The organism is Sphingobacterium sp. BIGb0116, from assembly GCF_024808035.1.
GTDB lineage: Bacteria > Bacteroidota > Bacteroidia > Sphingobacteriales > Sphingobacteriaceae > Sphingobacterium > Sphingobacterium paramultivorum.
In genome coordinates this window covers 91,112-104,470 of record NZ_JANUDT010000005.1, presented here as the reverse complement: position 1 = coordinate 104,470, position 13,359 = coordinate 91,112, and the positions used below count along the sequence as shown (strand labels likewise).

Annotated in this window: 12 protein-coding genes; 2 read left to right on the top strand and 10 right to left on the bottom strand. The window is 40.8% G+C overall.

Going from position 1 to position 13,359, the window contains the following annotated elements; genetic code table 11:
- From M2419_RS13460 to hutH, 9 genes are all read right to left on the bottom strand, one after another.
- Complete coding sequence (locus M2419_RS13460) at positions 1-1,155, bottom strand: beta-ketoacyl synthase N-terminal-like domain-containing protein (RefSeq protein ID WP_159728729.1); 1,155 nt, start codon at positions 1,153-1,155, stop codon at positions 1-3.
- On the bottom strand, positions 1,152-1,601 hold the full coding sequence (locus M2419_RS13455; protein WP_200845595.1) for a thioesterase family protein: 450 nt from the start codon (positions 1,599-1,601) through the stop codon (positions 1,152-1,154). The genes M2419_RS13460 and M2419_RS13455 overlap by 4 nt, the downstream gene beginning before the upstream one ends.
- Positions 1,602-1,603: 2 nt before the next feature.
- Positions 1,604-2,062, bottom strand: a complete 459-nt coding sequence (locus tag M2419_RS13450; RefSeq protein ID WP_259255245.1) for a hypothetical protein — start codon at positions 2,060-2,062, stop codon at positions 1,604-1,606.
- Between the two features lie 136 nt (positions 2,063-2,198).
- Positions 2,199-3,080 carry a lipid A biosynthesis acyltransferase gene (locus M2419_RS13445; protein ID WP_182984258.1) on the bottom strand — a complete coding sequence of 294 codons (882 nt, stop codon included), beginning with the start codon at positions 3,078-3,080 and terminating at the stop codon, positions 2,199-2,201.
- A gap of 14 nt (positions 3,081-3,094) precedes the next feature.
- Positions 3,095-3,331, bottom strand: a complete 237-nt coding sequence (locus M2419_RS13440; RefSeq protein ID WP_075991971.1) for an acyl carrier protein — start codon at positions 3,329-3,331, stop codon at positions 3,095-3,097.
- 9 nt (positions 3,332-3,340) lie between these two features.
- On the bottom strand, positions 3,341-4,567 hold the full coding sequence (locus M2419_RS13435) for a beta-ketoacyl synthase (protein ID WP_259255243.1): 1,227 nt from the start codon (positions 4,565-4,567) through the stop codon (positions 3,341-3,343).
- A 4-nt stretch (positions 4,568-4,571) separates the two neighbouring features.
- Positions 4,572-5,303, bottom strand: a complete 732-nt coding sequence (gene fabG, locus M2419_RS13430) for a 3-oxoacyl-ACP reductase FabG (protein WP_259255242.1) — start codon at positions 5,301-5,303, stop codon at positions 4,572-4,574.
- A 15-nt stretch (positions 5,304-5,318) separates the two neighbouring features.
- The gene (locus tag M2419_RS13425; protein ID WP_159728715.1) at positions 5,319-6,434 is read right to left on the bottom strand and encodes a WG repeat-containing protein; all 1,116 of its coding nucleotides are present in this window, start codon (positions 6,432-6,434) and stop codon (positions 5,319-5,321) included.
- Positions 6,427-7,956 carry a histidine ammonia-lyase gene (gene hutH, locus M2419_RS13420; protein ID WP_159728713.1) on the bottom strand — a complete coding sequence of 510 codons (1,530 nt, stop codon included), beginning with the start codon at positions 7,954-7,956 and terminating at the stop codon, positions 6,427-6,429. Before hutH ends, M2419_RS13425 begins: the two co-directional genes overlap by 8 nt.
- Positions 7,957-8,083: 127 nt before the next feature.
- Here hutH and M2419_RS13415 point away from each other — a divergent pair, with 127 nt between their 5' ends.
- The gene (locus M2419_RS13415) at positions 8,084-9,328 is read left to right on the top strand and encodes an NAD(P)/FAD-dependent oxidoreductase (RefSeq protein WP_259255241.1); all 1,245 of its coding nucleotides are present in this window, start codon (positions 8,084-8,086) and stop codon (positions 9,326-9,328) included.
- On the opposite strand, the gene xerD is transcribed toward M2419_RS13415, so the two are convergent.
- Positions 9,329-10,231, bottom strand: a complete 903-nt coding sequence (gene xerD, locus M2419_RS13410) for a site-specific tyrosine recombinase XerD (RefSeq protein WP_159728709.1) — start codon at positions 10,229-10,231, stop codon at positions 9,329-9,331.
- A gap of 248 nt (positions 10,232-10,479) precedes the next feature.
- On the opposite strand from xerD, the gene M2419_RS13405 reads away from it, so the two are divergent.
- Positions 10,480-13,335, top strand: coding sequence for a pitrilysin family protein (locus M2419_RS13405; RefSeq protein WP_259255240.1), 2,856 nt, complete (start codon positions 10,480-10,482; stop codon positions 13,333-13,335).
- The last annotated feature ends 24 nt before the right edge of the window (positions 13,336-13,359 follow it).

The window sequence follows — 13,359 nt, the reverse complement described above, 5'->3', positions numbered from 1 at the left end:
TTATCGTAACTCCCTTTCAAATAATATGGCTGTATTTGTACCAGCAAATCCCGATGCTGTTTTTAAGCAGCGAATAAGAGGTTGGGGTTGTTCCAATAGTTCAGTGACAACCGCTAGAGGTAATGAAGTGCCTTGTTTTTGATAGCCTAAACTGGGGAGTAGTACATTATTTCGTAAGCATTCCAAGGAAATAATACTCTCGATGAGCCCAGCGGTTCCCAAGGTATGACCGAAGTACCCTTTTAAGCTATTGATCGGTTTAGTGGCTAATCCGGAATGATGTATGGCCATAGCTTCCATTTCATCGTTGTAAATTGTGGCTGTTCCATGTGCACAAATAAAATCAACAGATTTTGGTTCTAATTTGGCTTCTGCCAATGCAGATGCGATGCTAAGCCTCAGTCCTTCGCCTGTACGCGATGGTCCTGAAATGTGATTTGCGTCGTTGATTGAGGCCTCGCCGGCGATAAAGAATTCTTGATCTGTTAATTGTTGGCCCGTGACATGAATTGCTGCCGCTGCTTCGCCGAGATTTAGGCCCTGTCTAAATTCGTCATAGGGTTTACATACTGTGTTACTTAAGGCCTGAAAAGACTTAAATCCTGAAACGACAAATTCACTGACCAGGTCTCCAGCAACGATAATGGCATCTTTACAATAATCCATCTGTATAAGTCGTTTAGCGGTCGAGATGGCCTGTATACCCGATACACAGGCATTGCTAATGATTATCGGAGGCCGTTTAAAATCAAAAAAATCGGCTATTTTTTGAGCGAGTACCGGTAGGCTTGCTGCAACAATATCGTTTGCTCCGCCTGCGCATTGCGCGATATTGCCCTTGGTTGTTGAGACGATTAATTCAGTCTCTTGTGTAATAACAACTGCTTTGACAAGAGGTACTAATGCGGCTATCATGAGCTTTTCTAGTTTTGAGAATGCCGCATCGAAGGGGAGCTGTGTGTCCTGCAGCAACTTGTTTAAATGCTGATCCAATTGTTCTTCTTCAACAATAGCGGCGTAAACCTCTCTATGCAATTCAGCGAAGTCGGTCAACTTGATTCCTGATTTGCCGCGAATAAGGGCATTCCAGGTGTCTTTCAGATTATTACCTATGGGGGATACACAGTTGTATGGGCCTAAATACACCTTTTTCATTTGCTGACAAAATCAAGCCGATTTTTCCATTGCTGAAAAAAGTCCGGCGTATACAACTGTAAGTTTCCTGAAGAATCTAAAAATACCTGGATCGTTTCACCTAGGCAGACAACCTGATTGTTGTCATTTAGGATGCGGTAACGATAAATAATCTTTGCTGCTTTGGTATCCAATAGGGATGTTTCAATACGCGCATTGTCACCATATTTTAATGGGAGTTTATGTTCGCAGGTACTCTTCACGATCGGTGTTGTATAGCCATGGCCATGAATATCTAGATAGGTCATTCTGTGTTCCATGCCGAAAGATTCTCGGCCATCTTCAAAATAACTGATGTAATGGCCATGCCAAACTATCCCCAACGAATCGACTTCATTGAAACGTATACGTAAGGGGCTTGTCCAAGTAATTTGATTGACTTGTTCAGTTCGTTTATTTTTTGCCATAATCATGAAGAAGCTATTACACTTTTTATTTCAGCTTGAGCGATCTGTCGATCTCCTACAAAGCTTTCTACGGAAACGAGCGTAACCCCCATAAACTCTTGTAGAATCGTTGCTTTGGTCAGCAATTTGTCTCCAACCTGAGGGAAGGAATCTATTGAAATACTTTTTATTGTACCGAGATAACCTATAGGTGCAGTTTGTTGTTTGATATAAAAGCTATAGCCAGTATGTAAAGCAATGGATTGCGCCATGTGTTCAATAATACCCGCTTCCAATAATACACCATCTTCCACAAAAATATTATCTTCTTGAACAGTTAAACCTGCTGCCACTGTCTTTTCGGTGAAATCGTACAGGCAGTCAATCATAACCATCGGAGCACGATGAGGTAATAATTCCTGTAAAAATATGTTATCGACTATTGGAAATGGGGCAGCTGTCATTTGTCTAAAAAAGTTCACCCAAAGGTACTAATTAAAAGATAAAATCATAGGTTTCAAGTGGCGCAAAATTGCTTTTGATCGGTTTTAGTACAGCGCCTCTGCTGTATTTTTTTTTGTTCCTTCGGATAAATAATATAAACAGAACTGTGGATGTTTATTGGGAATAGTCCTTCCAGAAATCGTAGAAGTTAAACCACTGCATTGGATATTTTTTGATCATATAGGTTAGCGACTGACAATAGGTTTGTAGCAAACCCTGAGCGTCACGGTGTTTCACTTCCACTTCACGTGCATAGAGATGATAGTGGAGCTTAGGTTCTTTCATAACATAGACAAAAATAACAGGAACCCTGAGCCTGGAAGCGATTAAAAATGGGCCAGCTGGAAATTGTGTGTTTTTGCCCAGTAAATCTGCCGAAAGAGTTTTTGTGCCTTCTAGATAACGATCACCTGTAAAGACAATTAGTTCATTGTTTGTAAGTGCTTCATTGATGGCAAATACGTGGGAGAGGTCTTCTTGGATAACGATGAATTTTACGGTCGATTTACGCGATACTTTTGCCAAGTATGATTTGATGGCTTGATGTTCGCGGTCCGAAATAACCAGATTAATCTGATTCTCGATATTGATGTCCTCCAGGAAATAAGAGGCGATTTCAAAGTTACCGATATGTGCTGATAACAGGATACCACCATTTTTTTTCTCCAAGGCGGATTTTAAAATCGCAATACCGTCAAATTCATAGCTGAATCTGTTGCGCATCCCCGCAGCTATTGCTGTTTTATCGATCAGGATTTGACCGAAAGTAAAGTAACTCCGGTAAAGTCCAATGAGCGTTGAAGAAAGTGAATATTTTAGTCGATATCTTAGGTAAAAATAGATAGACCGGTTGCTACTCCAAGAAGTCAGGAAATAATAAAAAGCTACAAATACCAGCAGCAGATAAGCTGTACGGATTCCTAGCTTTTGAATACAGAATACAAAAATTCGATATCCTAAGACACTACCCTTCGATTGTCCTTTCCACTGACTCATTGGTAAACATTGACTTAGTTATGAGCTGTCTTACGTTTGATGAGGTCATAAAAATCTTGGAAGGTTTGGATATTTGTGAAATCGGCTTCAACCAATTTGACACCAAAATTGGACTCAATGATAACGACAAGATCGACATAATCCAAACTGTCTAAATTTAATGTATCTTTTAAATTTAGATTCGGTTGGATTAAATCAACATCCACTTCAAACTCATCAACAAGTATTTCGTTAATCTTTTCAGAAATCATTTTTATAAGTTAATCGTTTATTTTTTTAATGACTAATGCAGAGTTTGTTCCCCCAAAGCCAAAAGAATTGGACAAATATAGGTCAAATTCTTTAAATACGGTTTGTTTAACGATATTTAATTTGGCTGAATGTTCGTCCGGATTTTCAAAATTAATGTTTGGAGCCATAAAACCATTTAACATCATGATGTTGGAATAGATGATCTCACTGGCGCCTGCCATCCAACATTCATGGCCTGTCATAGATTTTGTGGAGCTGACAAAAGGTTGGCTTTCACCGAATACCTGCAAAATAGCCTGTGCTTCATTGGCATCGCCTACAGGGGTGGATGTGGCATGTGCGTTGATGTAGGCAATATCGGAGGGTTTAACGCCAGCTTGTTTAATCGCGCGTTCCATGGCCAAGGCCGGTCCTTCGACATTTGGTGTAGAAATATGCCCTCCGTTGGATGAAAATCCATAACCTACGATTTCCGCTAGGATAGGGGCTCCTCTACGTACTGCGGATTCATAACTTTCTATAATTATTGTAGCGGCGCCGCCAGAAGGTACCAATCCGGACCGATCTTTGTCAAAGGGACGTGATACTGTTGTAGCTGGCAGGGTATCATTTCCAAAAACACCTAAACCATCAAAACTTGCCATGGCATATTTATTGATTTCTTGCGCGCCACCACAGATAATCATATCTTGCATGCCACTTTTAATCAGGTTGAATCCAAGTCCCAATGAATGAGATCCGGAGGCACAGGCGGCGGATATCGTCATGTTAATGCCTTTTAAACGGAATATCGTGGAGAGATTCATGGTTACCGTAGAGTTCATTGATTTAAAAATCGCTCCGGAACCTATCAGGCTGGTATCCTTTTTCTCCCGTACAATATCAACAGCTTCAATAATGGCTTTGGAGACCGAATCATTTCCATAGAGAATTCCAATTTCATGTTCATCGAGAAAAGCATCGTCAATGGCTGCATTTTTTAAGGCTTCCATCGTAGCCAAATACGCATATTCTGTTTCTTCGCCAATGGATATTCGCTGACGGCGGTTCAATTCATGTTTTAAATTTGGTTGTGGAACGGCACCGGTTAATGCGGAACGAAATCCAAAAGTTTTTCGTTCTTCATCGAAGATAATCCCTGATTTTCCTTGTTGCAGAGAATCTTTTACTTCTTCCAATGATGTCCCCAAGCAGGAATATATTCCCATCCCCGTGATCACTACTCTTTGCTCCATAGATTTACGAATAAATTCCTCCATTTATATTAATTACTTCCCCCGTAATATAGCCTGCTTTTGAAGAAGCTAAAAAGGTGACGAGGTCTGCGACTTCCTCAGGTTCTCCAAATCTATTGGCCGGAATCAATTTTTTCAGTTCCTTTTCATCCATATCGGCAGTCATGTCACTATGAATAAATCCAGGTGCCACAGCATTGACCGTGATATTCCGTTTGGCAACCTCCTGAGCCAGCGCTTTAGTTGCACCTAGCAAAGCCGCTTTGGCCGCCGAATAGTTGGTTTGACCAGCTGTACCTTTTACACCGGATACTGAAATCATATTGATAATACGGCCATAACGCTGGCGTAACAGTTTCTGTATAAAAAATTGGGTAACATGATAGAATCCATTGACAGTTGTGTTGATTACCGAGGACCAATCTTCTGCTGGCATCCACATAAACAAGCCATCTTTGGCTATACCGGCATTGTTGACGATAACCTCAAGCTGAGCTTCGGGATGGCTCGATTCCCAGGTAGATAAGGCCTTGTCGACGGCGGATTTATCTGCGACGTCGAATTTTAGGAGCGAACCACTACCGCCGTTTGCTTCTATAGCAGCAAGTGTTTCTAATGCTGCAGTTTCATTATGCTGAAAGTTGATCAACACATGATAGCCCAATTCTTGAGCCAGTTTAAGACAAATTGCCCTGCCAATTCCCCTTGATCCTCCTGTAACTAAAGCGCATTTCATCCTACAATATGTATATTAATTTTGAAATAATTCTGCATTATCAAACCATTTGTTTCCTAAAAGGTTTCCTTTGGTATCAATAAATCCCCATTTGCCATTGAGTTTAACTCGCGCTAAACCATCGATAAATCCCTTCTCCTGTTTCTTAAACGTTAGCGCCGCAGTAATCTCATACTGAAAGGGGATGACAACTTTGGCATCTCTATCGATAAAGCCCCATTTGCCTTCTTTTACAGCAGCGAGACCTTCGGGAGAAAAGGAAAGCGCATCCTGATAGGCAGTAGGGATGACCATTTTACCTGTAGTATCAATATATCCCCATTTCCCATTTAATTTCACGGGCGCTAGACCTTCCTGAAAATTTCGCGCATCATCATAAGTTGCAGGTATCACCCATTTGCCATCCGATGCCATAAACCCGATTTTATTTCCTTGCTGAACAAGGACAAAGTCGGGGTTTTCAATATTTTCAATTTTTGAAATACCGGGGAGAGCAATTTCTTTTTGACTAGATACGAGAAACCAGTTGTTCTGTTTTTTTGCCCATACCAATCCAACATTAAAATCGCCGATATCATCATAATTTGGAGCGACGACCTCTTTTCCCTGATTGTCAATGACACCCCATTTTTTATTTTTGGCGACTTTAGCGTAGCCATCCTTAAATGGACGGATGACATCATAAGTTGGTGGAAGCACAACCTCTTGTTTGTTGTTGATGAGACCGACTAAATTGGTCGCATCACGATAAAAAGCAACACCATCATTGAATTCATAAACCCGCTTGCTAGAGATCGACTTCAATTCCTGCCCGAGAGAGTCGATGTAAAGCCAACCGCTTGCAGATTTCACCATCGCCATTCCCTGACTGAAGGATTTGGCATTGACGTATTGAGGTTGGATAATATAATTCGCATCTTTATCTACAAATCCCCACCTGCTACCATCATAAACAGCAATCTTTCCTTCGGATTGATCTTGAGCATTTTTGAATTGAGGTGTAATCTGAAACGATCCATCTTTATTGATAAATCCGACAAGTCCCTTTTCTTGTACCCGCGCCAATTGTTGCGCAGATGCGAAGGTGCATAATAGTATAAATAATCCGCCGAATGCGAGCCTTTTAATCATGATTTTTATTGATTAAGTATTCTTTTACTTTTTTAATGATCGGATACATCACTTGATCCTCGGCAAAGGCCGGAAACAAATTACGCAGGTCCGTATACCAAGATAGTGTTTCTTTGGCTAACTTTTCCTGACAACTTAAATGGTCAATTGCCTGTGCTAAAGTAATAAATTCTATCGCCAGCACTTCAAAGGAATTTTCGATGACCTGACTGCATGACATTGCTGCATTCGTACCCATGCTCACAATATCTTGGTTGTCATTATTGTTGGGAATGCTATGGATGTAGAGCGAAGTGCTTAGCGCTTGGGATTCCGCTGTTGTGGAAGTTGCCGTAAATTGGACACCCTGCATGCCAAAATTTAGCCCTAATGTGCCTAAATTTACGAAAGGCGGGAAAATCTCATTGATCTTGCTGTTGAGAAGATAATTCAATTGTCTTTCCGCAAGCATTGTCATCTTGGTCATAACCAATTTAAGTTTATCCATTTCCAGTGAAATATAGTCGCCATGAAAATTGCCGCCATGATACACATGTTGATCGTTTAGATCAATGATGGGATTGTCGTTGGCTGAATTTAGTTCATGCTCAAGCACGGTGCCCACATTGTTAATGGTATCCGAAACCGGACCTAATATTTGCGGAACACAACGGACGGAATAATATTCCTGTACTTTGTCTTTGAAAATATCCTCTAGATTTTCACCGGTATATAGGTGCTCCTCGCGTTTTCGAATCAACTTACTGCTTGCAAGGTGACTGCGCATCTTTTTGGCAATAGCTTGTTGTCCAGGATGCTTTTTGCTTTGATTTAACGCTTCTGAAAAATGATCGTCATAAGCTTGAACGATTTCATTGATTGCACAGGCTGCTTTGATGGACCAAGATAAGGCCTTTTGCGCATGGTTCCAGTTTAGTATCCCTATCCCTGTCATGACCGAAGTCCCATTGATCAGTGCCAAGCCTTCACGTAGAACAATCTGAATAGGGGCCAGGCCTTCGGCATCAAAAGCCTGTTTGGTTGGAATTCGTTCATTTTTATACATCACTTCACCCTCACCAATTAATACGAGCGCCAAATGTGCGAGCTGTACGAGATCACCACTAGCACCGACACCACCGTGTGCAAAAATAATTGGATAAATATCGCGGTTGATCAATTCTCTCATCAAAGCAATGGTGGATTTATGGACTCCTGAATAACCGAGGGTTAATGTATTTAAGCGTGCTAAAATCGTGCTTTTTACCTGAAGCGGATCGAGAAGTCGTCCTGTTCCTGAGGCGTGGCTGCGAATTAGGTTGTATTGAAGTTTAGTGCGGTCTTCGTCTTTAATCCGATATTGAGCCATGGGGCCAAAACCGGTATTGACACCATAAATTACTTTGTTTTCAGCAAATTTCTGAAGAAAATTGTGGCTAGCATCTACTTTTTCCCAAATATCGTCATCGATATCCAATTTTTCGTTTCCGTAGGTTATTTGGATAAACTGTTTTAAATCTAAATGGTTGGTGAGTAAGCTCATGATTTATGGGGTAGCAATTTTGAAAAACTCTCGAAATTGTTTTTTTTATTTTATTTTTTGTGAATAGATTTGGCAATTATTAATCAGGCACGAAATTAATATTTTTTTCTTTTAATCAAAGCGTATAATGAACGTTGAACAGGTTGACATTTTGATCATCGGGGCGGGACCTTCCGGTTCGGTTGCTGCTGGGTATTTACAAAAACAGGGGGCAAGGGTAAAGGTTGTCGAAAAAAGCCAGTTTCCGAGAATCGTGGTAGGAGAGAGTCTGATACCGCGCGTGATGGATCATTTTGATGAAGCCGGGCTGTTTGATGCGTTGGATGCACAAGGTTTCGAAAAGAAATTTGGAGCGCGGTTTATACGCGGGAAAGAAGTCTGTATTTTCGATTTTTCAGATAAATTTTCCGAAGGTTGGGATTGGACCTGGCAGATTCCGAGAGCTGATTTTGATCAGGAAATGGCGAATGAGCTTATGCGTAAAGGGGTAGATCTTTCCTTCGGTACAGAAGTAACTGACGTACAATTTGATAGTGCAAAATCGATCACTACGGTATGCGATAGCCAAGGTGTTGAAACAAAAGTAGAGGCAAACTTTCTGATCGATTGTTCAGGTTATGGTCGCGTTTTGCCTCGCATGCTAAATTTGGACCAACCCTCACGTTTAAGCCCTCATTCGGCGATATTCAGCCATGTCAATGACGTTAATCGACCGCTAGGGCAAGAAGGTAGTCTGATTTCTTTTGATATATTGGAAACGCAGGTTTGGTTGTGGGTAATTCCATTTTCCAATGGCAATACTTCTGTTGGAATTGTGGGGCCAACTTCGTTCATCGAAAACCTGGGCGAAGATACCACTACAGCGCTAAATAAGGCTATTCAGCTGTCCGATTACTATGTCAAGCGGTTTGGTGATATCCCTTTTATTTTTGAACCCCGTAAATTGAGTAATTATTCTACAGCGGTGAGCAAAATGTATGGGCCAGGGTATGCCCTGACCGGTAATAGTTCCGAATTCCTGGACCCTGTTTTTTCTTCCGGTGTGTGTTTCGCTACAGAATCTGGTATTTTGGCAGCGAAGTTAGCTTTAAGGCAGATCGAGGGTGAAACAGTGGATTGGCAGTCAGAATTTGAAGACTATATGAAAGATGGGATTGCAGTTTTTACAACATATATACAGGAATGGTATACAGGCAATCTGCAGGAGTTATTTTATCATCAACCCGAAAACCCGGAGGTGAAACGTAGCATTTGTGCAATATTAGCGGGATACGTGTGGGATAAAAACAATCCATTCGTTTTGAAACACGATCGTGTGGTGAAAAATTTGGCGCATCTTATCCGAATGTCCAAGCAGGAAAAATCGATATAGTTAAGATCTGGGGTGATATTGTGTAATAATGGAATGAAGGTAGTCCCTATCGATGTGTGTGTATATTTCGGTCGTGGTAATACTTTCATGACCGAGCATATCTTGTACAGCTCTTAAGTCGGCACCACCTTCCACCAGGTGTGATGCAAAGCTATGTCTAAAGGTATGTGGGCTGATGGTTTTTTGTAAGCCGATTTTTGAGGCAAGTTCCTTAATGATCAAGAAGATCATAACCCGCGATAATGCGGCGCCTCTTCTGTTTAGGAATACAATATCTTCATTTCCGCCCTTAATCTTGATATGTGGTCTGACCGTTTCTAAGTAGATGCGAAGGTGTTTAATGGCGTGTTGGCCAATTGGAATTAGGCGTTCTTTGCTTCCCTTGCCCTCAACTTTGATAAATTCTACATCTAAAAAAAGGTTTGATATTTTGAGGGTGACAAGTTCGGAAACACGGAGACCACATCCGTATAAGATTTCGATGATCGTTTTATTACGTTCACCTTCGGGTGAAGAAAGATCGATTGCCGAGATTAATTGATCGATTTCATGTATGCTCAAAACGCTGGGCAGCTTGCGTGCCAAGCGTGGCGCCTGAAGGAGATCGGTCGGATTGTTGACGAATTCATGCTCGATCATCAAAAAGCTAAAGAAAGTCTTAAGGCCAGATATCAACCTGGATTGTGTGAAGGGCGAAATATTAAATTCCTGCAACCAAGCCAAAAACTCCTGTATATTCTTTCTCGTTACGGTATTTAAAACCAAATGATTGTCTTCACAGTAGATCTGAAATTTGGATACATCATTTAAGTAAGCATCAATTGAATTAATGCTCAAGCCTCTTTCGAACTTTAAGAATTGTTCGAATTCCTTTTTTATATCACTCCAGTTTTCAAAATCCATTTGCAACAAAATTACAATTAACTGTTGTTCTTTTCGAAAGTTATTCTGTATTTTTAGGTGAAATTTTACAGATTATAAGTAACACAAAGAGATGTTCCCTAATGGAGGTACCCGATTCCTCCTTGGATAATGAAAAAAGTATTGATCTGTATTTTACTATTTATCGGGACAATTGATCTCCAGTTCCGTTTACCCTAATATAAAACAATTAGCAAAAATAACTGACTAAAAAAAAGATATTTTTTTGTATGAAATTCATTAAACCACTCGCATTAGCTTTTCTGTTACCGGCTACATTCTATATAGCAGAAGCAAAAAAGCCAACCACGTTAACCGCGGAAGCACGAGCGATTCTATCCCAAGATAGTTTGGCCCTGAATCAAAAATTACCCTTCGACAACGAAGTCATCACGGGGAAACTGAAAAATGGATTTACATACTTCATTCGTAAAAATAGCGAGCCTAAAGGTCGTGTTACCATGTATTTGGGCATGAAGGCCGGCTCTATTCTGGAAAATGAAAAACAGCTTGGTTTGGCACATTTTTTAGAACATATGAACTTCAATGGCCTGAAGCATTTTCCAAAGAATGAATTGGTTAACTATCTCCAGAAAGCGGGCGTTCGATTTGGCTCGGATCTGAATGCCTATACCAGCTTCGATCAGACAGTTTATCAGCTACCAATTCCTTCTGACGATCCTGAACTTTTAAAAAATGGTTTGCAGGTGATGCGCGACTGGGCTCAGGATGCTTTGTTGGATGGCGAAGAAATTGATAAAGAGCGGGGCGTTATCCTTGAAGAAAAACGTGGTGGAAGAGGAGTACAGCAGCGTTTACAAGATCAATACTTTCCGATGTTGCTCAATGGCTCCCTTTACTCCAAACGTTTGCCTATCGGAACTGAACAGATCCTGAAGACATTTCCTTATACAGAAATACGCAAATTCCACCAGGACTGGTATCGCCCAGATTTGCAGGCTCTAATCATTGTTGGGGATATTGATCCTAAGGAAATGGAAGAAAGGGTGAAAGTTTTGTTTTCCGATATGAAAATGCCCAAAAAAGCATTGGAGCGTAAAAAATATCGTGTTGATTTGTTAAACAAGAACCAGTTCTTGGCAATTTCAGATCCGGAACTGCCTTATACCGTCGCGCAGATTTTGATCAAAAGTGAAAAAGAAAAAGTTTCCACCGTAGGAGATTATAGAAACGAGTTGTTGAAGAGTGTTTTCAATCAGATGATCGCAGGTCGTTTTTCTGAATTGATGCAGCAACCGAACCCTCCTTTTATGCAGGCAGGTGGAAGTATCAGCGATTTTGTTGCTAACCTCAATACTTTTTCATTGCTGGTGGTCCCAAAACCGGGCGAGTTAGAATCCGGATTTAAAGCGATGCTAACAGAATTTGAGCGCATTCAAAAATACGGTTTTACACAGACGGAGTTGGATCGTGCCATCGCAGATATGAAAAAAGGTAACGAGATGTCTTTTATCGAGCGTGATAAAAAGAAATCGGATAGTTACGTCAATCGCTATCTGAATTATTTTATTGATGATGAACCCGCTTTAAGTAATGAAAACGCTTATCGTTTGACTAAACAGCTGTTACCAACGTTGAAGCTGTCAGAAGTAAATGGCTTGGTAAAAAAATATTATACTGATCTGAACCGCGATGTTTTGGTTATGGGGCCAGAAAAGGATAAGGCCAGTTTACCGGTTGAGTCTACCGTAATGAGCTGGGTAAAAGCAGTTGAAGAGACTCCTGTGACAGCTTATGAAGATAAAGTTTCCAATCTTCCCTTGCTTTCAAAAGAACCGGTGAAAGGCGCTGTTGTATCGTCAAGAAATATTGACGCCGTTCAAGCGAAAGAATTGACCTTAAGCAATGGCGTTAAAGTGATCTTAAAGCCTACGGACTTTAAAAATGATGAGATACAGATTATGGCGTATAGTCCAGGTGGAACATCAGGCTATAACGATGCAGATTACTTTTCGGCCTCCAATGCATCCTCTTTAATTGATGCAAGCGGCGTTGGACAAATGAACAACGTTGAGCTTACGAAGTATCTTTCGGGAAAAGATGTTTCCATCTCTCCGTACATTTCTGAACGTTACGAAGGTATCTCAGGTAGCACAGATAAAGAAGGATTGAAGAATGCTTTTGAATTGATTTATGGTTATTTTACCGAACCTCGATTGGACGAGGATATTTTCCAGAGTACCATGACCCGGGCAAAAGGATCTTTGGAAAATAGATTGAGCAATCCAAATAATGTATTCTCGGATAAAGTGAAAGAAGTGCTTTATGGCAACAATGTCCGTCGGCAAAACCCAACGGTAGAAACGATCAATAAAATTGATCGGGAGCGTGCTTTGGCAATCTACAGAGAACGATTTGCGGATGCTTCGGATTTTGTGTTTACAATTGTAGGGTCATTTGACGAGAATCAGATCAAGCCTTATTTAGAAACCTATCTTGCCTCATTGCCGGCCCTCAAAAGAGGGGAGAGCTACAAGGATTTAAATATTCTGGAGCCGAGCAAGGGAGAGCGCGTGGTTGTTCATAAGGGAAAAGAAGAAAAGGCAAGTACGCAATTGGCCTACTATGGGGACTATACCTATAATGAAACTGAAAATGTTAATATGGAAGCCTTGGAGAGTGTTTTGACGATCAAATTGCTTGAAAGACTCCGTGAAAAAGAAGGTGGTGTTTATGGAGTGGGCGCTCGGGCAAGTTTTAGTAAGCTTCCAAAAGCGCGTTATGCTTTCTCCATTGGTTTTGGTTCCGCAGTAGATAAGGCTGATGCTTTAATCGCCTCGGCATTGGATGAAGTAAAAAAGATTCAGGAACAGGGCCCCGAAAATGGAGATATTGAGAAGTTCCTAGCAGAACAACAGCGACAAAATGAGTTAAATCTTCGTGAAAATGGCTATTGGCTGAATTATATATCAAGTTCATATCAAAATGATCTTGATCTTACGCGATATACACGAAGAATAGACAATTTGAAGAAGGTAACTTCAAAGTCGGTGCAGGACGTTGCCGGGAAATATTTGAAAAGAGATCGACTTTTTGAATTTATTTTGATGCCGGATTCTAAATAACAGGAGTCTTGGAAAATAGAAAAA

Coding starts and splice junctions, on each gene's coding strand:
- M2419_RS13460 (WP_159728729.1), bottom strand. CDS start 1,155: ATGAAAAAGGTGTATTTAGGCCCATACAACTGTGTATCCCCCATAGGT.
- M2419_RS13435 (WP_259255243.1), bottom strand. CDS start 4,567: ATGGAGCAAAGAGTAGTGATCACGGGGATGGGAATATATTCCTGCTTG.
- fabG (WP_259255242.1), bottom strand. CDS start 5,303: ATGAAATGCGCTTTAGTTACAGGAGGATCAAGGGGAATTGGCAGGGCA.
- M2419_RS13445 (WP_182984258.1), bottom strand. CDS start 3,080: ATGAGTCAGTGGAAAGGACAATCGAAGGGTAGTGTCTTAGGATATCGA.
- M2419_RS13440 (WP_075991971.1), bottom strand. CDS start 3,331: ATGATTTCTGAAAAGATTAACGAAATACTTGTTGATGAGTTTGAAGTG.
- hutH (WP_159728713.1), bottom strand. CDS start 7,956: ATGAGCTTACTCACCAACCATTTAGATTTAAAACAGTTTATCCAAATA.
- M2419_RS13405 (WP_259255240.1), top strand. CDS start 10,480: ATGAAATTCATTAAACCACTCGCATTAGCTTTTCTGTTACCGGCTACA.
- xerD (WP_159728709.1), bottom strand. CDS start 10,231: ATGGATTTTGAAAACTGGAGTGATATAAAAAAGGAATTCGAACAATTC.
- M2419_RS13415 (WP_259255241.1), top strand. CDS start 8,084: ATGAACGTTGAACAGGTTGACATTTTGATCATCGGGGCGGGACCTTCC.
- M2419_RS13425 (WP_159728715.1), bottom strand. CDS start 6,434: ATGATTAAAAGGCTCGCATTCGGCGGATTATTTATACTATTATGCACC.
- M2419_RS13455 (WP_200845595.1), bottom strand. CDS start 1,601: ATGGCAAAAAATAAACGAACTGAACAAGTCAATCAAATTACTTGGACA.